Genomic DNA, 19,498 nt, shown 5'->3' on the forward strand with positions numbered 1-19,498 from the left:
CGGGCAAGCCCTGTCAGTATGCCACATTGACAGGGCATGCCTGTCCAGTCGATCACGGCACGGATATACTACGGAAAAGACGTTAGCCTAAGGACGCTTACATGCAGTTTCCCACCATCGAGGATGTCGTCGGTCACACGCCGCTGGTGCGACTCAAGCGAATCACCGCGGGGCGCAACAATACGCTGCTCGCCAAGCTCGAGGGCAACAATCCAGCGGGCTCGGTCAAGGACCGCCCGGCGCTGTCGATGCTCGAGCAGGCAGAGGCGCGCGGCGACATCACGCCGGGCGATACGCTGATCGAGGCCACCTCCGGCAACACCGGTATCGCTCTGGCCATGGCGGCCGCCATCAAGGGCTATCGCATGGTGCTGATCATGCCCGATAGCGCCTCCAGCGAGCGCAAGCAGGCCATGGCCGCTTATGGCGCCAGGCTGATCACCGTGAGCAAGGAGGGCGGCATGGAGGAGGCTCGCGACCTGGCCGAAGCCATGGTGTCGCGGGGCGAAGGCAAACCGCTCAATCAGTTCGCCAACCCCGACAATCCGCTGGCCCACTATCGCGGCACTGGCCCCGAACTGTGGGAACAGACCGGCGGCACCATCACGCACTTCGTCAGCTCCATGGGCACCACCGGTACCATCATGGGCGTGTCGCGCTATCTCAAGGAGCGCAATCCGGAGGTGCAGATCGTCGGTCTGCAGCCGGAGGATGGCGCCAGCATCGCCGGTATCCGCCGCTGGCCGAAGGAGTACCTGCCGAGCATCTTCGATGCTACCCGTGTCGACCGGGTGCTCGATATCGGCCAGCACGAAGCCGAGGAGCACATGCGTCGCCTGGCGCGCGAGGAAGGGATTCTGGCCGGGGTTTCCTCCGGCGGTGCCCTGGCCGGTGCGCTACGCGTCGCCGAAGAAGTCGAGAACGCCGTGATCGTGTTCATCGTCTGCGACCGCGGCGATCGTTATCTCTCGACCGGGCTGTTCGCCCCGGAGGTTTGAGTTGGCATTGCTTGGCAAGCGGCGGCCGGCACGCCAACGTTCCGGTGTCTCAGGGCTGCACAAGCGACACGCCGAAGCCCAGCGTCCGGCAGAGCTCGAAGCCGACGGCGAGGCAGTGAGCATCGAGCGCCTGGCCCACGATGGCCGGGGCGTGGCTCGCAGCGCTGCCGGCAAGACGCTGTTCGTCGAGGGAGCGCTGCCGGGCGAACGTGTCGAGGTGGCGGTGCACCGTACCCGCAAGCGCTTCGACGAAGCCCATGTGCGTACACTGCTCGAGCCAGCGCCCGAGCGGGTCACGCCGCCCTGCGCCCATTACGGTCAGTGCGGTGGCTGCGACATGCAGCACCTGGCGGTGGCGGCGCAGCGCCGGCACAAGGGTAGCGTGCTCACCGACCTTCTCGGCCGTGAGGGCATCGAACTCGCTCACCCCGTCGGCCTGTTGGCGGGACAATCGTTGGGTTACCGGCGGCGTGCGCGTCTGGGCGTCAAGGTGGACGCCCAGGGCGACGTTCATCTGGGCTTTCGGGCCCGGCATGCCAGCCGTCTGGTCGATATTCAGGCCTGCGAGGTGCTCGTTCCCGAGCTTGCGGCGCTGCTCATGCCGTTGCGGGCTCAGTTGAGCGAGCTCGAGGCGCCGCGACTGGTCGGCCACCTGGAGCTGATTGCCGCCGACTCGACCCGTGTGGTGGTGGTTCGCCAATTGCGCGAGAACCCCGCCGACCTGCAGCGTTGGCGGGAGTTCGGCCAGGCCAACGAGGTTATCGTCGCGCGTCTGCTGGGACGTGATGAACCCACCCTCGAATGGCTGGGGGAGCCGGCATCGCTAGGCTACCGGCTGCCGCTCGGCGAGGCCGAACTGCGCTTGGGCTTCGCGCCGGGAGACTTCATCCAGGTCAACGAAGAGATCAATCGCGAGATGGTGCGTACCGTGCGGGAGTGGCTGGCTCCCGCCACCGGCCAGCGCCTGCTGGATCTGTTTGCCGGCATCGGCAACTTCAGCCTGCCGTTGGCCGCCGACGGTGCCCGGGTCGCGGCGGTGGAGGGCAATCCCGCCATGGTGGCGCGGCTCGAAGCCAATGCCCGCGATAGCGCGTTCGAGCTCGAGGCGTACCAAGCCAACCTGAACGATGAAACTGCCGTAGCGGCGCTGCTGGCACGCCTGGCGCCCGATATCGTGGTGCTGGATCCGCCCCGGGACGGTGCCGATGCGGTATGTCGCGCATTGGTCGAACGCCCGGTGCCAAAGCTGGTCTACATTGCCTGTGATCCTGCCACGCTGGCGCGCGATGCGGCACGACTCGTGCATGGCGGTTATGGCATCGTTCAGGCGGTGGTAGCCGACATGTTCGTGCACACTTCGCACCTGGAGTCCCTGCTCCTGCTCGAACATGGTGCAGGCCAGCCGTCATCGCAAGGAGTCTGACAAGATGGTGAAAGTCCGCGACGACCAGCCGCTGACCGACGATGGCGACGTCGATATCGGCCATTGGCTGGAGCGGCTGCAGGAAGACGTCAAGCTGCGCGATCCCGACGAGATGCGCGAGGCTTGTGAACTCACCAAGCGTCTTGCCCTGGAGGCGGACCGTCCCCACAAGGCGTGGCTGCCCCGCGACACCACCTATCGCATGGGCCTGGAAATGGCCGACATCCTGGCCCTGCTGAAGCTCGACCAGGCAGCGCTCGAAGCGGCGGTGCTCTATCGCGCCGTGCGCGAAGGGTTGATCTCCATCGACGCCGTGACCCGGCAGTTCGGCAAGGAGGTGGCCGAGCTGATTGCCGGCGTACTGCAGATGGCCGCCATCAGCAATGCCCAGACTCCCAGCCAGGGCCTGGTGCAGCACGACCAGCAGGACAACCTGCGCAAGATGCTGGTGACCATGATCGACGACGTGCGCGTGGCGTTGATCAAGATCGCCGAGCGTACCTGCGCCCTGCGTCAGGTCAAGGACGCCCCGCGCGAGAAGCGCCTGCAGGTGGCCCGCGAGGTGTTCGACATCTACGCGCCGCTGGCCCATCGCCTGGGCATCGGCCAGGTCAAGTGGGAGCTCGAGGATCTCTCGTTCCGTTATCTGCACGAGGACGACTACAAGGCGATTGCCCGCCAGCTGGCCGAGAAGCGCCTGGATCGCGACCGCTACATCCACGACGTGGTCGAAACCCTCAAGGGCATGCTGGAATCCCAGGGCATCACCGAGTACGAGGTCAACGGCCGCGCCAAGCACATCTATTCGATCTGGCGCAAGATGAAGCGCAAGCGCATCGATTTTTCCCAGGTCAACGACGTACGGGCGGTGCGCATCCTGGTGCCGGAGGTGACCGACTGCTACACCGTGCTGGGGCTGGTGCACTCACGCTGGCACCACGTGCCCAACGAGTTCGACGATTACATCGCCAATCCCAAGAAGAACGGCTACCAGTCGCTGCACACCGCAGTGCTGGGGCCCGAGAACAAGGTGCTGGAGATCCAGATTCGCACCTTTGCCATGCACGACGAGGCGGAGCTGGGCGTCTGCGCCCACTGGCGCTACAAGGGCCACGATACCGGCGGCAAGAGCTCCAGCTACGAAGAGAAGATCGCCTGGCTGCGTCAGGTACTCGAGTGGCAGGACGAGGTGGGCGATTTCGGCGACCTGCGCGAGGGGCTCTCCAGCGACGTGGCGCCGGACCGCATCTACGTCTTCACGCCGGACGGCCACGTCATCGACCTGCCGCGCGTCGCCACGCCCATCGACTTCGCCTACCGCGTGCATACCGAGGTCGGTCACCGCTGCCGCGGGGCCAAGATCGACGGTCGCATCGTACCGCTCACCTACAAGCTGAAGACCGGTCAGCAGGTCGAGATCCTCACCGCCAGCAAGGGCGGGCCCAGCCGCGACTGGCTCAACCCCAGCCTCGGCTACGTGCGCACCTCGCGGGCGCGGGCCAAGATCCAGTCGTGGTTCAAGCATCAGGCCCGCGAGCAGAACGTGGAAGAGGGCAAGGCGCTGTTCGAGCGTGAGATGCGCCGCCTCGACGTGGAGGACATGGACCTCGAGACCCTGGCCAACAAGGTCAACTACACCTCGCCCGAGGACATGTACGCCGCGCTCGGCGCCGGCGACCTGCGCATCGGCCAGGTGCTGCATCAGGCCCAGCAACTGTTCGGCGAGACCGACGACCAGGAGCAGCTCGACCGTCTGCTGGCCAAGCCCAAACGCGACCAGGCCAAGGGCGGGAGCAGCGACATCACCGTGCTCGGCGTGGGCAACCTCAAGACCAGCATGGCCAACTGCTGTCACCCGGTGCCCGGCGAGCCGATCGTCGGCTTCATCACTCAGGGCCGCGGCGTCACCGTGCATCGCCAGGACTGCCCCAACATCCTGCAGCTGCGTATCGACGAACCGCAGCGGGTCATCGAGGTGGAGTGGGGGCAGCGCGCCCGCACCCAGTACCCGGTGGACATCGAGATCCAGGCCTGGGATCGCTCCGGCCTGCTGCGCGACGTGACCGGCATTCTCGGCAACGAAAAGGTCAACGTGCTGTCGGTCAACACCTTGACCGACACCAGCGACGGCATCGCCCGCATGCGCATCACCGTGGAAGTCGACGGACTGGAAACGCTGGGCCGGCTCTTCTCGCGCATCCAGCAGCTCTCCAACGTGATCGAGGTCCAGCGCCTGCGCACCGGGGCCAAGGGAATGAAGCGCAAGGGGAGCGGTTCATGAGCGAGAATCGCCACGGCATCGACGACCTGCTGACGCTGATGGCGGTGCTGCGAGACCCCGAGCAGGGCTGCCCGTGGGATCTCAAGCAGGACTGGGACAGCATCGTGCCGCATACGCTGGAAGAGGCCTACGAGGTGGCCGATGCCATCGAGCGCCGCGCCTGGGGCGAGCTGCCCGGCGAACTCGGCGATCTGCTGTTCCAGGTGGTGTACTACAGCCAGTTCGCCAGCGAAGAGGAGCGCTTCGATTTTCACGACGTGGTGCATACTCTGACGGCCAAGATGGTGCGCCGCCATCCGCATGTGTTTCCCGACGGCACCCTGGCCTCGCGGCGCCCACCCGGCGTCAGCGCCGAACAGGTCGAGACCCGGCAGGTCAACAGCCGCTGGGAGTCGCTCAAGGCGGAGGAGCGCGTCGAGCGTGCCGAGGCCGACGCTGGCGTGTCGGTGCTCGACGACGTGCCGCGTACGCTGCCGGCGCTGTCGCGTGCCGCCAAGCTCTCCAAGCGCGCGGCCCGGGTCGGCTTCGACTGGCCCGACGCCACGGGGGTAATCGCCAAGATCCGCGAAGAGCTCGACGAGGTCGAGCAGGCCCTGGCCGAGGGCAATCGGCGCCATGCGGCGGAGGAAGTCGGCGATCTGCTGTTTGCCGTGACCAACCTGGCGCGCACTCTCAAGGCCGATCCCGAGCAGTGCCTGCGCGACACCAATGCCAAGTTCGAACGCCGCTTTCGCCACGTGGAGCGCGCCCTGGCCGAGCGCGGCATGACCACCCGCGACGTCGACCTGGACACCATGGAGCGACACTGGCAGGAGGCCAAGCGGCTCGAGAGCAGCGTTTCCCCGATATCTGCCGAACCAACAGAACCGTCTTCAGGAGGAGATCGACCATGAGCGGCGATCTGCACGAATCCCTACGCGACAACGTACGCATCCTTGGTGACAGCCTGGGCCGCACCATTGCCGACGACCTGGGCAAGGGCTTCGTCGACCGCATCGAGACCATCCGCGGCCTGGCCAAGAGCGGCCGGCAGGGAGACGTACAGAGCAGCCGCGAGCTGATCGAGTACCTGCGCAAGCTGCCGGACCGCGACCTGCTGCCGGTGACCCGCGCCTTCAACCAGTTCCTTAACCTGGCCAACATTGCCGAGCAGCACTACCGGGCACGCTTTCGCCGCGTGGAGGACTACAAGCCGGGCTCTCAGCCGGTGCTCTCCGAGCTGCTGCAGCGGGCCCGCGGCGCCGGCCACACGCCACGCAAGCTGGTCGAGAGCCTGGCCGGCATGCGTGTCGAACTGGTGCTCACCGCCCATCCCACCGAGGTCATTCGCCGTACCCTGATCCAGAAGTACGACGCCATCGACGAGTGCCTCACCGTCATCGAGTCGTCGCTCGACTACCCCGAGCGTGCCAGTCGCGCCCGCGGGCGCCTCGAGGAGCTGATCAGCCAGGCCTGGCATACCGACGAGATCCGGCACGAGCGGCCCACGCCGGTGGACGAGGCGAAGTGGGGATTTGCGGTGATCGAGAACTCGCTGTGGCAGGCGGTGCCGGCATTCCATCGCGATCTCGACAGCCTGTTGCTGGAGTCCGCCGGCGAGCGCCTGCCGCTGGATGCCGCGCCGATCGTGTTCGCCTCCTGGATGGGCGGCGATCGTGACGGCAACCCCAACGTGACCTCCAAGGTAACCCGCGAGGTACTGCTGCTGGGGCGCTGGATGGCGGCGGATCTCTACCTGCGCGATCTCGAGCAGCTCAAGGCCGAGCTCTCCATGTGGAAGTGCAACAGTGCGCTGCGGGCCGAGGTGGGCAACGTGGCCGAGCCCTATCGCGAACTGCTCAAGCGGCTGGTGCAGCGGGTCGAGGCCACCCGCGACTGGGCCAAGGCGCAGCTCGACGGGCGCAGCTACGAGGGCGGCGCGATCATCGAGAGCAGCGATCAGCTCTATGCGCCGCTGCTCACCTGCTACCGCTCGCTGTGCGACGTGGGGCTCGACACCATCGCCAACGGCGCGCTGCTCGATACCCTGCGCCGGGTGGCGGTGTTCGGCGTGACCCTGACCAAGCTCGACATTCGTCAGGAGGCGAGTCGTCACGCCATGGTCATGGAAGAGCTGACCCAGACCCTGGGTCTCGGTCACTATCGTGAGTGGAGCGAGGAGCAGCGCCAGGCCTTCCTGCTGGCCGAGCTGGAGTCGCGGCGCCCCTTGATTCCGCGCCGCTGGGAGTGCTCCCCGGAGACCCGCGAGGTGCTCGATACCTTCCTGGTCATCGCCAACGAACAGTCCGAGGCGCTGGGTACCTACATCATCTCCATGGCCGGCCAGCCCTCCGACGTGCTCACGGTCGCGCTATTGATGAAAGAGGTGGGAGGCGTCGTTTCGCTGCCCATCGCACCGCTGTTCGAGACCCTGGACGACCTCAACCGCTCCGGCGACGTGGTCGACCGCCTGCTGGCGCTGCCGGGCTACCGGGCGCTGGTCGGCGACCGTCAGGAAGTGATGATCGGCTATTCCGATTCGGCCAAGGACGCTGGCCAGCTGGCCGCGGCCTGGGCCCAGTATCGCGCCCAGGAGCGCCTGGTGGAGGTGTGCCGCAGCCATGGCGTGGCGCTGACCCTGTTCCACGGCCGCGGCGGCGCCGTCGGTCGCGGTGGCGGTCCGGCCTATGCGGCCATCCTGTCGCAGCCGCCGGGTTCGGTGAACGGCAGCCTGCGGGTCACCGAACAGGGCGAGATGATCCGCTTCAAGTTCGGCCAGCCCGACATCGCCCTGCGCTCCATGGAGATCTACGCCTGTGCGGTACTCGAGGCCACTCTGCTGCCGCCGCCGGCGCCGGAGGCTCACTGGCGCGAGGAGATGGATCGCCTCGCCGAACTCGCCCATCAGGCCTATGTCGGCGTGGTGCGTGAGGACCCCGATTTCGTGCCTTACTTCCGTGCGGTGACGCCGGAAGGCGTGCTGGGGCACCTGCCGCTGGGCTCACGCCCGACCAAGCGCCGTCAGGACGGCGGCGTCGAGACGCTGCGAGCGATTCCGTGGATCTTCGCCTGGACCCAGATCCGCCTGATGCTGCCGGCCTGGCTGGGCAGCGGGGAGGCCTTCGGCACCCGCCTGGAAGAGGAGGGCGGACTCGAAGTGCTGCGCGAGATGCGCGACCGCTGGCCCTTCTTCGGCACCTATCTCGACATGCTCGAGATGCTGCTGGCCAAGGCAGACGTGGGCATCGCCTCCTACTACGAACAGCGTCTGGTCGACGAGCCGGCGCTCAAGGAGCTGGGCGCGCAGCTGCGCGAGCGCTTCACCCGTTTGCAGTCGGTGCTGCTGACCATTCTCGACCAGCCGCAGCTGCTGGAGCAGACGCCGCTGATTCGTCAGGCCATCGAGGTACGCAACCCCTACATCGACCCGCTTCACGGCCTGCAGGCGGAGCTGCTGCAGCGTAACCGCGATGCCGACGGTGCCATCAGCGGTGAGCTCTCGCGTGCCCTGATGGTCACCATGGCGGGGATCGCCGCAGGCCTGCGCAACACTGGCTGACGGGCTGCCGGCCGCCCTGCCGAAACACCGCCGCCGCTTCGACGAGAAGCGGCGGCTTTGCGTATGGTCAGTGCAGCGGTGAGAGCCACGTGGGGCTCAGAAGGCGTAGTGCAGAGAGGCGGTGATGAGGTTCAGATGCGCCATGCTCGGGGCGTCGATCTCCTCGAATTCGAGTCGGCTCACCAGGCGGTTGTGCTGCAGCCGGGCGCCGAAGCCCTGAATCCTTGCGGTGCCGGCGGTCGCCATGTAGAGCGACTCGCTCTGGGTCACCGGATCGCCCTCCCATTCGGCGAAGCCCGACTTGGCATAGAGACCCAGTTGGCCCAGCCGCACGCCTGCCACCAGGCTACCGCCCAGAGTCGTGGTATTCACCAGTAGTGCCTGGTCGGCGTGGCGGGTCGGCACCTCGTCGCTTTCGCGGTAGGTGAACTCGGCCCCGAGGTCGAGCCGCGGCAGGTTGACCGGCGAGAAGCCTGCCGTCACCCGAAAGCCCGAGGTGTAGCCATCCGGCGTTTGCAGGTCGCTGCCCTCCAGCACGAGACCGTTGTCGAGATACATCAGGTCGCTGGTCTTGCCGGCATAGGCGGGAGCGTTCAACGGAGTGTGCGACAGGGCGGCCAGCAGGTCGAGAGAAGCATGGGAATATGCCAGGGGTTCATCCGCGACTGTCATGCCGTCTTCCGCCACGGCCGATAGCGGCAACAGCGTCAGGCAGGCGGCCATGGCCACGGCACCTCTGAAACACACTTTCATGTTTTCAGATCCATTTCCCTGTGCGGTGAGTCGGTGGTGATACCTCAGGCTGACTGAAACGATCGTGAAGCACGCCTTCGGGATCCCCACAAAAGCCTAGCAGCCTGGCCCGGGTAGTGCCAGGCCGGGCGTCAACGAAGCGTAACCGAGCCGCGCGCCAGGTAGCCGTAGAGCGCCTCGAGACAAGGCGTGTCGAGGCCATGTCGCTGGGCGGCAGCGAGCAGAGGCCCGAGTATGGCATCGCGTTCGGTCGGCCGGCCTGCGAGCACGTCCTGCAGCATCGAGGCGCGATTGTTGGCGGTGCCCTCGATCACCTGCCACACCAGCGCGTGCCAGCCGGCTGGTGGTGGAGATACGCCCACTTTCGCCATGATCGCGGCCACCTCGTCGACGACACGTTCCACCATGGGGCGAAACGGCCGGTCGCGCAGCTGACCGTTGCGGATGCGGTAGCGTGCCACCAGGGGATTGATTGCGGCGTTTATCGCCAGCTTGTGCCATAGCCGCGTCTCGATGTCCGCCACCGCCTCGGCGGTCAGGCCCGCGCGATTCAGCGTAGCGGCGAGCTCTCTGCAGCGTTCGCCATGGTGGCCGCTCAGGTCGCCGAGGTAGGTGATGCCGCGGCCGGCATGGGTCACGCCCTCGTCGCCGGTCAGCCAGGCGCCCTCGGTGGTGGAGGCGCACAGTACGGGGCCCGGGTGGCGGCGCTGAAGTTCCGGCTGGACCTGATAGCCGTTCTGCCACAGCACCAGGATCGGGGCGCCGGCGAGCCGGGCCATGGCGCTCTCGTAGGCCGCGTGGGCGTCGTAGGCCTTGGTGGTCAAATGCAGATACGCCGGTGCCAGCGGCGGCAGCTCCGCCAGGGTGGTCATGTCCAGAGGCACGGTGCGCCTGACCCCTTCCGGCGTGACGAGGGTCTGTGCCGCAGGCAAGGTCCGCCGTCCGGCTACCGCGACCGGCGCTACCCCTGCCAGGTGCAGGGCCACGAGCCGGCCCAGGGCGCCGGGACCGACGATCAGATGCATTGCGTCATTCATGAGAGGTCTTGGTTACCTAGACATACAGCATGAGGCCGCTTGGCGACTCTACACTCATGGTTATGTCGGTTCAGGAGTCAGCTGGAACAGTAACAGGGTTTCGCGGTGCTGGCATGTACGGGAACCGCAGCAAGGACGAGGCAGCAAGCCAGGGAGGTTGCATGCAGCTGAAGAGATTGCACGAACAGGTCATCGTGCTTACCGGAGCGACCACGGGTATCGGTCTGGTCACGGCGCGACTGGCCGCTCGACGTGGGGCACGGCTGTCGCTGGCCGCGCGCAGCGAAGAGGCGCTGGACGAGCTGGTGGCCGAACTGCGCCAGCAGGGATGCGACGCCATCCACACGGTCACCGATGTCGGCAGCGAGGCGGACGTACGCCGGCTGGCCGAGGCTACCGTGGCGCACTTCGGTGGCTTCGACACCTGGGTCAACAACGCCGCTGCGGCGATTTACGGCAATCTGGAGGATGTTCCGCTGGAGGATCAGCGACGTCTGTTCGATACCAACTTCTGGGGCATGGTTCACGGTTCGCTGGTGGCCTGCGAGCACTTGCGCCAGCGTGGCGGCAAGTTGATCAACGTCGGCAGCGTACTCTCGGAGCGTGCCATCCCCGTGCAGGGTATCTACAGCGCCTCGAAGGCGGCGGTACTCGGCTATACCGATGCTTTGCGCATGGAGCTGGAACAGGCGGGGGCGCCGGTGTCGGTCACCCTGATCAAGCCGGCCGCCATCGACACGCCTTACCAGGACCATGCTGCCAATTACACCTACCGGGGACCCAAGAACCCGCCGCCGGTCTATGCGCCGGAGACCGTGGCGCGGGCGATCTTTCATGCCGCGGAGCACCAGGAGAGGGAAATCGTCGTGGGGGGCGGCGGCAAGGCGGTAACGACCCTGGGAAATGCGGCGCCGCGCTTGGCGGACAAGGTCATGAGCCACCTCATGCCGTGGATGCAGCACAGTCGGGAGCGCCTCTCCCATACCACCCGGGGAGCGCTCTACGAGCCACGCAACGTTCTCGAAGAGCGGGGCGGCTATGGCTTCACCCTGGAGCACAGCCTCTATGCCATGCTGATGCGTCACCGCACCGCGACGACGGCGCTGCTGCTCGGGGCGGGCCTCTCTTACTATCTGGTGCGGCGGTTGTCTCCCGTACCGCGTTTTCGGCGACCGCGTCCAGCGCTGGTGCCGCGTTCGTGGCCGCTCGATTGAACGAGTGTCATGCGTTGCGTCGCGGCTTGCTACGGCTCCGGCCCGGTTCGCTTCGGCTGCGCCGCCGCTTGTCGGGCGATTTACGCCGGGCGGTGCGCGGGCTCGCCGCCGCCGCCTCGCCCTGGGCCGCGGCCATGGCCTGGCGCAGCCGCTGCGTGTCGGCTTTGCTCAGCAGGCCGCGCAGGTCGTCGACCAGCGCGCTGAGAAAGGGGGCCGGGTCATCGTCGCGTTCGGCGATCGCCGTCAGGCGCTGTTCCCACAAGGCCGTGCGCTCGGGACGGGTAGCGGTCTCGGGTAGCGAGGCGATCAGGCCGCTGCCCAGGCGGGTGGCGCGCAGCGCCTTGTTCTGGCGTACCAGATAGCCGCGTTCGATCAGGGTCTCGATGATGCCGGCACGGGTCGCTTCGGTGCCCAGCCCGTCGTGCTCACGCAAGGTGCGCTTGACCTCGGGGTCATCGACGTAGCGGGCAATGTTCATCATCGCCTTGATCAGACTGGCATCGGTGAAGGGCTCCGGCGGGCGAGTCTCACGATCTTCCACTGCGCTTGCCGTCACCCGACAGCCTTCCCCTTCGCTGAGGGGCGGCAGCGGCGGGGCTTCGTCGCGGGTGGTGAAGAGCGGCTTCCAGCCCGGCTGCAGCAGCTCCTGCCCGCTGGCGCGGAAGCGCTCGCCCAGAATGGTGAATTCCGCCTTCACCTCGCGAGCGATCAGCGGCGGGTAGAACTGGGCCAGCACGTTGCGGGCAATCAGCCGGAACACGTCGGCCTCGGCACGCTCCAGGCGTGCGAGCTCGGCCGGTTTGCCGGTAGGCGCCAGGGCGTGGTGGGCGCCGACCTTCCTGTCGTCCCAGGCCTTGGAGCGCAGCGTGAAATCGGCACCGGCGAGCCAGCCGCGCAGCGTCTCGTCCTGGGCGCAGGCGCCGGTCAAGGTGGCGCGCGCCTGGGCCAGGTGCTCTTCGGGCAGGTAGCGACAGTCCGAACGCGGATAGGTGATCAGCTTGTGGCGCTCGTAGAGCCGCTGGCAGATATCCAGTACCGCCTGGGCGGAGAGCCCGAAACGCCGTGCGGCGTCCACCTGCAGTGCCGAGAGCGAGTAGGGCAGCGGGGCGGCCTGGCGTTTCTGGCGACTCTCGAGCGACGTCAGGCGCCCCTCGGCGCCTGGCAGACGTGCTGCCAGCGCTTCGGCCGGAGCGCGCTCCAGCAGGCGGCCCTGCTCGTCGAGACGCTGCTGCTCGCCGGGCTGCCACCAGGCGCGCAGGCTGCCGTTGGCGACCGCGAGATCGGCCCACAGCACGTAAAAGGGGTAGGGTTTGAAGTCGCGGATCTCGGCATCACGGCGTACCACCAGGCCAAGCACCGGCGTCTGCACGCGCCCCACCGAGAGCACGCCGTCGTGGCCGGCCTGGCGGCCGGTCAGGGTCCAGGCGCGGGTCAGGTTGATGCCGTACAGCCAGTCGGCCCGGGAGCGCGATTCGGCGGCGCGGTAGAGCGGCTGGTAACGGGCGTTGTCCTCCATGCGGGACAAGGCGCGCTGTACCGCAGGCCGATTGAGGTCATTGATCAGCAGGCGTGCCACCGGCCCCTTCCAGCCCAGATATTCGATCACTTCCTGAACCAGCAGCTGGCCTTCGCGGTCCGGATCGCCGGCATGTACCACTTCGCGGGCCTGCTTGAGCAGCTTGCGAATGACGGCAAGCTGGCCCCTGGCCTTGGCGCGTGGCGCCAGCTGCCATAGGGTCGGCAGGATCGGCAGATGGTCCAGCCGCCACTGCTTGTAGGCGCTATCGTAGGCATCGGGCGGCGCCTGTTCCAGCAGATGACCCAGGCACCAGGTGACGACGGTATCGTGACCGCGCAGGGCACCATCCTCGCGCTTGGTGCCGCCCGGCAGAGCGTCGGCGATGGCCCGTGCAAGGCTGGGTTTCTCGGCAATGATCAGACGCATGGGGAGACTCGGCCTCGCAGAGTTCGTTTATGGATATTCTTACAGTATCCGGGCGACAAGGCCAGATCCCGGTGGGCAAAAAGCTGTACAGTACCTGTATGGTAGTGCGGCGGAAACAAGGCCAGGAGAGCATCACATGCGTGAACGAGGAAGGACGAGGCGGCTTTTCGGTCTCGGTGCGCGTACCGGCGGCGCCTTTCTGCGCAGTCGTCTGGGTGGCGAAGCCGACTGGCGCGCCCTGGGCGAGGCGCTGTTCGAAGGTCTCTCCGAGCTCAAGGGGCCGGCCATGAAGCTGGCCCAGATCGTGGCCCAGTGGGACGACCTGCTGCCGCCGGATCTCGCCGAGGAGCTGGCCCGGCTGCAGCGCCAGGCCGAGCCGATGCCCTGGGAGGGCATTCACCGTACCCTGGTGGAGCAGTACGGTGACCTGGAGCATCATTTCCGCGAAGTCGAGACACGGCCTTTTGCCAGTGCGTCGATGGGGCAGGTGCATCGCGCGGTTACCCATGCCGGCGAGACTCTGGTGCTCAAGGTGCAGTATCCGGGCCTGGCCGAGATTCTGGAAGGCGATCTGGCCCAGCTGCGACGCATCATGCGGCTGGGGCGCTGGCTGAAGGTGCCCCAGGTACGTCTGGATGCGCTGTTCGAGGAGCTTGCCGCCAGCCTGCGCGGCGAGCTCGACTACCATGCCGAGGCCAACGCGCTGGCACGCTATCGGCAGCGCTACGCCCATCTCGAGGGATTGCTCATCCCCGAGCCGCTGCCCGAGCTTTCCGGACCGCGGGTGCTGGCCATGCGCTACGTGGCCGGCACGCCGCTGCGCGAGCTGGAGCAGGCCGACGATGCGACCTGCCAACGCGTGGCCGCAACGCTTGCCGATTGGCTCACCGAAGAGCTATTTACCCACGGCGAACTGCATGCCGACCCGCATGCCGGCAACTTTGCCGTGGCCGACGATGGCCGGCTGGTGATCTATGACCTGGGGGCGGTGATCCCGGTGCCCGAAGCGCATCTCCGCGCCATGATGCAGTTGCTCGATGCCACCCTGGCCGGCGACCCCATGGCGATGGACGATGCCCTGCGCCGGCTGGGCGGTCGCCAGGGCCAGGGAGCGCCGCTGGCGCTGTATCGTGAATCTGCCGAGGCCGTGGCGCCGCTGTTCGAGCCGGGCCCTCAGGATTTCTCGGATGTCAGGGTGCATCGCCGTCTGCGCGACCTCTCGCCCAAGGTGTGGGCGGCCATGGACCGCCTGCAGCCGCCTGCCGACGTGCTACTGCTCTCGCGCACCCTGAACGGGCACTACTGGAATCTCGTGCGCCTGGGGGCCCGCCTGGACATGCATGCCCGCACCCGACCGCTGCTGGAATGGGCGCGCCGTTGAGGTCAGGGGGCCGGAGCCCGAAACGGGTGTGAGCGCTCCTTGCGCACAACACCGAGTCACGCTTCCCTGTTACTATATGCGCCATTTTCGAACTGGCGGAGAGAGTGAATGCTGGCAGTATGGGTGGAGCAACTGCTGGGTTTTGCCTCGGGTGCCTTGGCAGCCATCCGAGAGGAGGAGCGCTATCCGGCGTTCATGGCCTGGGCGCGCGAGGAGGGAGCCGAGCTGATGGGCGGCGATCTGGCCATGGCCCAGGCGCTGGCGCCCATTCTGTGGAGCCAGACCCCGCTGGAGCGCGCCGGTTTCACCTGTGAGCCGCTGGCACGTCCGGGGCGCAACGAACCCTGCTGGTGCGACTCCGGGCGCAAGACCAAGCACTGCTGCGGAGCCGTCGCGATGCCGGCCGAAGTGCCGGATCACCTGATGTGGATGCTCTCGCTGCGCGACTGGAAGGGACCCACCCTCAAGGCGGCCCTGGAGAGCGGCCACGCGCCCGCTCAGGCCCTGCTCGAAGCGGGGCTGATCGCCGCCGAGACCGGCCAGCGCGGGCGCGCCCAGCAGATCCTCGAGTCGCTGTTCCAGCGTGCCGACTGGTCGCGCCTTCCCGCTCAGGCCGAGCCGGCCTTCGAGCTGCTGATCGATCTCTATCAGGAGCGCGGCTTCACGCGCAAGCGGGCCGAGCTGCTCGATGAAGTGCTCGACCGCGGCCCGCTGTTCCTGCGCGGGGTGGCGCTGGAGCGCCTGTGTCTCATGCACCTCGACAGCGACGATCTGGACAGCGCCCGGGCCGCCTTCGTGCGCGCCCAGCAGGCGCTGCCCGACTCACCGACCCTGGCCTACATCGAAGCCATGCTGCTGCTGCACGAAGGGCACGAGCAGGAAGCCGCCGAGCGAGCCCGCTTCTGGTTCCGGCGTCTGGCCCGCAAGGGCGACCTGGAGCCCGAGCAGCTGCAGTTCCTGGCCGATCTGGCGGAGAATCCGGGCGCCACGCTGGCCGATCAGCTGCTCAACGCCGAAGAGGACCTGGCAGAGCCGCTGGCTTCGTTGCAGGCCCTGTTGGCGGAGCTGCCACCGGCCCCAGGGCTGAACATTGGCGAGACCGAGAACGGCGAGCTGGAATATCGCAGCAGCGCCCGTGAAGACACTCTGTTCGCGGCCTGGCAGAAGCACTTCCAGGTCGACGTGGACGACGACAGCGCGCTGGGGCTCAAGGGCGACCCCTGGCTGCAGGCCGGCGACTGGCTGCGTGAACTCTGCGCGCATCCGGAGTGGCTCGATTCGCCGCGGGTGGTGCAGGCGCTCACCCTGGCCCTGACCAGTCGTTTCGGCAGCCTGCCGTGGATGTCGCCCAGCCTGTTCGAACCGCTTTCCGACCGTCTCGAGCGCTGGCTGGAGCGAATTCGCGGCGAGGGCGAGGGGCCGTTTCTGTGGGACAGCGCCGACAACGCCGTGCTGCTGCGCACCGGGCTGGCGCTGGTGGTCGGCATGGAGCGGGGGGCACGCGAGCGCTCCCGGCGCCTGGCCGAGCGGCTATTGACGCTCGACGATCAGGACAGCCTGGGGTTGCAGGAACTGGTGCTGGATCAGTTGCTGCGGGAAGGTCGCGACCGTGAGGCGCTGAGCGTGACCGAGACCCAGCGCGACGACACGCCGGTGCTGGGCATTCTCCTGGGTAGGGCACTGGCTCTGTTTCGATTGCAGCGCATCGACGAGGCCAACGAGGCGCTGCGCGACGTGCATCGCCACAATCCCCACGCGCTGCCGATGCTCTGCGCCGAGCAGACCCGTCCGGTTCAGTTGGGTCCGGACAACGTCGCCGAGCCCGGCACCCGCGCCGAAGCGTGGCAGTACCGCACCCTGATGCGCGACCAGTGGCGTGCCACGGCGGGGGCGCTGGCCTGGCTGCAGAGCCAGATCGACGATTGAAATTCTGTCAGGCGGCCCGCGGCGTCGGTGGCGGTACCAGGTCCTTGTCGCGGCTGATCCAGATCGCCAAGGCAATGGCGGGCAATCCCAGCGCGGTGGCGATGACGAAAAAGGTGGCGTAGCCCTCTGCCGCCACCACCAGCCCGCCGAAGCCGCTCAGGAACTTGCCCGGCAGCGTCATCAGCGAAGAGAACAGCGCATACTGGGTCGCGGTGTAGGCCCGTGAGGTCAAGCTCGACAGGAAGGCGATGAACACCGCGCTTGCCAGACCATTGGCCAGGTTGTCGCCGACGATGGCCATCACCAGCATCGGCAGGCTCTGGCCGGCCAGTGCCAGGGCGGCGAAGAGCAGATTGGTCAGAGTGGCCGCCGCCGCGCCCAGCACCAGAATCGGCCCGATGCCGTAGCGCGCCACCAGCAGCCCGCCGAGAATGCCGCCGCTGATGCTCATGGCAATGCCGAACACGTTGGTGACGTTGGCGATGGTCGCCAGCGAGAAGCCCAGATCGATGTAGAGCGGATTCGCCATCGACGCCATGGCCAGGTCGCTGATGCGAAACACGGCCACGAACACCAGCAGCCACAGCGCCTTGAGGCGATGGCGGGAAATGAAATCGGTGAAGGGGCATATCACCGCGCCGATCAGCCACGCCCCCAGGCGGCGCAGCGCTCGCGGCTTGCCGCGGCTGGCCCGGATGAAGGCTCGCACCTTGGGTTCGTGAATCAACTGAGTAGTGAGCGACAGTCGCTTGGGCTCCGGGCGCAGCAGCACCGTGATCACCCCCACGCCGACCAGCAGGGCCATGGTCAGGTAGGCCGCCTGCCAGGAGATCCAGGAGGCCACGTAGAGGGCGCCGGCACCGGCCGCCAGCAGGCCGCCGCGATAGCCGATGATGTAGGTGGAGGCCATGGCCGCCTGGATGTCGTCCGGCGCCGACTCGATGCGAAAGGCGTCGATGGCGATGTCCTGGGTTGCCGAGCCGAAGGCGACCAGCAGGGCGAAGGCAGCCACCAGGGCCAGGTTCTGCTGTGGATCGAGGCTCGACAGGCCGATGAGCCCGCCGGCGATCATGGCCTGGGCCAGCAGCATCCAGCCGCGGCGCTGGCCGAAGGTGCGGGTCAGCACCGGCAGGGCCAGGCGGTCGACGATGGGAGCCCAGAAGAACTTGATCGAGTAGAGCATGCCGATCCAGGAGAAGAAGCCGATGGCGGCCACCTGGATGCCATCGCTGCGCAGCCATGCGGAAAGGGTGGAAAAGACCAGCAGGAACGGCAGCCCGGCCGAGAAACCCAAAAACAGCATGGTGATCACGGGTGCGCGAAGGTAGATGGCCAGGGCGGCTCCCCAACTGCGCTGAGCGGTAGGGATTGTCATGCGTGGCGAAACTCCTCGATGTAACGATGGCCAGGGGGCGGCCCGGGGCCGATAACGATGATAGAATGACCAGCCGTTCGGCGGAGGTGGACGGTCCAGGAGGACCCATCGTCCGGCCGCTCGATTGTTGCAGAGCACCGGCATCGATGCCAGCAGGTAATTCCGATCAGGAGGCCTTCATGAGCCATAGCGAACGTCAGCCGATCGATGACACGGACGATAACCTGCCTCGGTGGTATGTCGTTCAGTGCAAGGGTGGAGAATCCTTCCGTGCCGCCCAGCATCTGGCAAATCAGGGCTATGAGCTGTTCCATCCCATTCTGCAGGTGCAGAAGAAGCGCAGCGGCAAGCTGGTCTGGCTGGACGAGCCGCTGTTCCCGCACTATCTGTTCATTCGCCTCGATCGCATTGCCAGCAACTGGCGGCCGATTCGCTCGACCCGCGGTGTGCTGCGTGTCGTCAATTTCGGCAACCATCCGTTGCCGGTCGACGACGAGCTCATCGCGATGTTGCGAGAGCAGGGCTCGCAGGGACTGGAGAGCGCCGTCAACGTCTATTTCCGCGCCGGCGAGAAGGTGGAGATCACCGAAGGGCCGTTCAAGGACCTGCAGGCGGTCTTTGCCAGCCACAAGGGGGATGAGCGAGCCATCGTGCTGCTCAATCTGCTCAACCGGCAGCAGCAGCTGGAGATGCCCGTGGCCAGCTTGCGCCCCGGCAGCTGAGCCTGCGACGACCTTTACCCCCACACTACCCAAACGTTCACAGAGCCCAGGAGATCGCCATGAACATCGCCCCGCAGCGGGTCGTGACCCTTCATTACGTGCTGAGCGATGCGCAGGGCCAGGTTCTCGACGATTCGCGGGCACGCGGCAAGCCGCTCGAGTATCTGCACGGCCACGACAACATCATGGCCGGCCTCGAGCGCGCACTGGCGGGCCACCAACCCGGCGACAAACTTGACGTGACGCTGCCGCCGCAGGACGCCTACGGTGAGCGCAACGAGCAACTGGTGCAGTCGTTCGGTCGCAGCGCCTTTCCCCAGCAGGAGCTGACGCCGGGCATGCGCTTCCAGACGCCGGGCGACGACGGCCCGCAGGTCGTCACCGTGCTCGAAGTCAGCGACGACGAGGTGCTGGTCGACACCAACCACCCGCTAGCCGGCCAAACCCTGAGCTATGCCCTGGAAGTGCTTAGCGTGCGTGAGGCGAATCGTGCCGAGCTGGCCAAGGGGCACCCGCTTCCCAACGATGTGACGCCTTCCCAAGTCGAAGATCGCAAGCACCCCTAGGCTTTTTCTTAGAGCCGAACTCGCACGAATCCCCCTGAAAAACTGACCTGCATCAATTCGCCGAGCGCCACTCGTCATGGCTGAGGCGAAATTTGATGCAGGTCAGTTTTCCTCTGCCTTCAACGGGCTAGAGTGAACTCATCGCATCGAGTGACGGGGAGAAGACGATATGTACTGGGATGACGCCGTAATTTTCGGACTGGTAACCGTCGCGATGATGATCGCATTCATGGCAGGTTGGGTCGGCTTCGTGATTCGCGACCATCGTCGCAAGCGCAAGCACTGAATCAGCCTGTAGGCAAGTCGTCAGGGGAGGGGGGAGTTTTCCCCCCAGTAGCC

The 19,498-nt window shown here is 66.8% G+C and carries 15 protein-coding genes; 11 read left to right on the plus strand and 4 right to left on the minus strand.

What is annotated here, in order from left to right:
• The first annotated feature begins 101 nt into the window (after positions 1–101).
• The 5 genes from cysM to ppc are packed head-to-tail and all read left to right on the plus strand — an operon-like array spanning position 102 to position 8,240.
• Positions 102–998, plus strand: a complete 897-nt coding sequence (gene cysM / locus C4S71_RS08610; protein WP_086510266.1) for a cysteine synthase CysM — start codon at positions 102–104, stop codon at positions 996–998.
• Between the two features lies 1 nt (position 999).
• A complete protein-coding gene (locus C4S71_RS08615; RefSeq protein WP_086510267.1) occupies positions 1,000–2,421 on the plus strand; it encodes a TRAM domain-containing protein in 1,422 nt (473 codons plus the stop codon).
• 4 nt (positions 2,422–2,425) lie between these two features.
• Entirely contained in the window at positions 2,426–4,702 is a 2,277-nt protein-coding gene (gene relA / locus C4S71_RS08620) for a GTP diphosphokinase (RefSeq protein ID WP_086510271.1), read from the plus strand.
• Complete coding sequence (gene mazG / locus C4S71_RS08625; RefSeq protein ID WP_103968868.1) at positions 4,699–5,595, plus strand: nucleoside triphosphate pyrophosphohydrolase; 897 nt, start codon at positions 4,699–4,701, stop codon at positions 5,593–5,595. Before relA ends, mazG begins: the two co-directional genes overlap by 4 nt.
• Positions 5,592–8,240 (plus strand): phosphoenolpyruvate carboxylase, encoded by a 2,649-nt coding sequence (gene ppc / locus C4S71_RS08630; RefSeq protein WP_103968869.1) that lies wholly within the window; start codon positions 5,592–5,594, stop codon positions 8,238–8,240. The genes mazG and ppc overlap by 4 nt, the downstream gene beginning before the upstream one ends.
• Positions 8,241–8,336: 96 nt before the next feature.
• Here the strand turns inward: ppc and C4S71_RS08635 are convergent, their stop codons facing one another.
• Together C4S71_RS08635 and C4S71_RS08640 are read right to left on the minus strand one after the other, a co-directional pair.
• Positions 8,337–8,993: a hypothetical protein gene (locus C4S71_RS08635; protein ID WP_103968870.1), complete on the minus strand. Its 657-nt coding sequence runs from the start codon at positions 8,991–8,993 to the stop codon at positions 8,337–8,339.
• A gap of 131 nt (positions 8,994–9,124) precedes the next feature.
• The gene (locus C4S71_RS08640; protein WP_103968871.1) at positions 9,125–10,030 is read right to left on the minus strand and encodes a ketopantoate reductase family protein; all 906 of its coding nucleotides are present in this window, start codon (positions 10,028–10,030) and stop codon (positions 9,125–9,127) included.
• A gap of 161 nt (positions 10,031–10,191) precedes the next feature.
• Between C4S71_RS08640 and C4S71_RS08645 the strand changes: the two genes are divergently transcribed.
• A complete protein-coding gene (locus C4S71_RS08645; RefSeq protein WP_103968872.1) occupies positions 10,192–11,244 on the plus strand; it encodes an SDR family oxidoreductase in 1,053 nt (350 codons plus the stop codon).
• A 7-nt stretch (positions 11,245–11,251) separates the two neighbouring features.
• Here C4S71_RS08645 and C4S71_RS08650 read toward each other — a convergent pair whose 3' ends face one another.
• Entirely contained in the window at positions 11,252–13,189 is a 1,938-nt protein-coding gene (locus tag C4S71_RS08650) for a DNA topoisomerase III (RefSeq protein WP_103968873.1), read from the minus strand.
• 136 nt (positions 13,190–13,325) lie between these two features.
• Here C4S71_RS08650 and C4S71_RS08655 point away from each other — a divergent pair, with 136 nt between their 5' ends.
• Positions 13,326–14,570: an ABC1 kinase family protein gene (locus C4S71_RS08655; protein ID WP_103968874.1), complete on the plus strand. Its 1,245-nt coding sequence runs from the start codon at positions 13,326–13,328 to the stop codon at positions 14,568–14,570.
• Positions 14,571–14,678: 108 nt separating this feature from the next.
• Positions 14,679–16,496 (plus strand): SEC-C domain-containing protein, encoded by a 1,818-nt coding sequence (locus C4S71_RS08660; RefSeq protein ID WP_086510276.1) that lies wholly within the window; start codon positions 14,679–14,681, stop codon positions 16,494–16,496.
• 7 nt (positions 16,497–16,503) lie between these two features.
• Here the strand turns inward: C4S71_RS08660 and C4S71_RS08665 are convergent, their stop codons facing one another.
• A complete protein-coding gene (locus tag C4S71_RS08665; RefSeq protein ID WP_086510277.1) occupies positions 16,504–17,871 on the minus strand; it encodes an AmpG family muropeptide MFS transporter in 1,368 nt (455 codons plus the stop codon).
• Positions 17,872–18,050: 179 nt separating this feature from the next.
• Here C4S71_RS08665 and rfaH point away from each other — a divergent pair, with 179 nt between their 5' ends.
• The 3 genes from rfaH to ccoM all read left to right on the plus strand — a co-directional run bounded on the left by rfaH (position 18,051) and on the right by ccoM (position 19,445).
• Complete coding sequence (gene rfaH / locus C4S71_RS08670; protein ID WP_086510278.1) at positions 18,051–18,593, plus strand: transcription/translation regulatory transformer protein RfaH; 543 nt, start codon at positions 18,051–18,053, stop codon at positions 18,591–18,593.
• 59 nt (positions 18,594–18,652) lie between these two features.
• Positions 18,653–19,159 (plus strand): FKBP-type peptidyl-prolyl cis-trans isomerase, encoded by a 507-nt coding sequence (locus tag C4S71_RS08675; protein ID WP_103968875.1) that lies wholly within the window; start codon positions 18,653–18,655, stop codon positions 19,157–19,159.
• A 169-nt stretch (positions 19,160–19,328) separates the two neighbouring features.
• A complete protein-coding gene (gene ccoM / locus C4S71_RS22935) occupies positions 19,329–19,445 on the plus strand; it encodes a cytochrome c oxidase subunit CcoM (protein ID WP_275949231.1) in 117 nt (38 codons plus the stop codon).
• The last annotated feature ends 53 nt before the right edge of the window (positions 19,446–19,498 follow it).

It is taken from the genome of Billgrantia desiderata (genome assembly GCF_900108215.1).
GTDB lineage: Bacteria > Pseudomonadota > Gammaproteobacteria > Pseudomonadales > Halomonadaceae > Halomonas > Halomonas desiderata.

Excerpts from the sequence above, each read along its gene's own strand:
- cysM (WP_086510266.1), top strand. The coding sequence starts at position 102 with ATGCAGTTTCCCACCATCGAGGATGTCGTCGGTCACACGCCGCTGGTG.
- C4S71_RS08650 (WP_103968873.1), bottom strand. The coding sequence starts at position 13,189 with ATGCGTCTGATCATTGCCGAGAAACCCAGCCTTGCACGGGCCATCGCC.
- C4S71_RS08640 (WP_103968871.1), bottom strand. The coding sequence starts at position 10,030 with ATGAATGACGCAATGCATCTGATCGTCGGTCCCGGCGCCCTGGGCCGG.
- rfaH (WP_086510278.1), top strand. The coding sequence starts at position 18,051 with ATGAGCCATAGCGAACGTCAGCCGATCGATGACACGGACGATAACCTG.
- C4S71_RS08660 (WP_086510276.1), top strand. The coding sequence starts at position 14,679 with ATGCTGGCAGTATGGGTGGAGCAACTGCTGGGTTTTGCCTCGGGTGCC.
- C4S71_RS08675 (WP_103968875.1), top strand. The coding sequence starts at position 18,653 with ATGAACATCGCCCCGCAGCGGGTCGTGACCCTTCATTACGTGCTGAGC.
- C4S71_RS08655 (WP_103968874.1), top strand. The coding sequence starts at position 13,326 with ATGCGTGAACGAGGAAGGACGAGGCGGCTTTTCGGTCTCGGTGCGCGT.
- ccoM (WP_275949231.1), top strand. The coding sequence starts at position 19,329 with ATGTACTGGGATGACGCCGTAATTTTCGGACTGGTAACCGTCGCGATG.
- C4S71_RS08645 (WP_103968872.1), top strand. The coding sequence starts at position 10,192 with ATGCAGCTGAAGAGATTGCACGAACAGGTCATCGTGCTTACCGGAGCG.
- relA (WP_086510271.1), top strand. The coding sequence starts at position 2,426 with ATGGTGAAAGTCCGCGACGACCAGCCGCTGACCGACGATGGCGACGTC.
- C4S71_RS08665 (WP_086510277.1), bottom strand. The coding sequence starts at position 17,871 with ATGACAATCCCTACCGCTCAGCGCAGTTGGGGAGCCGCCCTGGCCATC.
- ppc (WP_103968869.1), top strand. The coding sequence starts at position 5,592 with ATGAGCGGCGATCTGCACGAATCCCTACGCGACAACGTACGCATCCTT.
- C4S71_RS08635 (WP_103968870.1), bottom strand. The coding sequence starts at position 8,993 with ATGAAAGTGTGTTTCAGAGGTGCCGTGGCCATGGCCGCCTGCCTGACG.
- mazG (WP_103968868.1), top strand. The coding sequence starts at position 4,699 with ATGAGCGAGAATCGCCACGGCATCGACGACCTGCTGACGCTGATGGCG.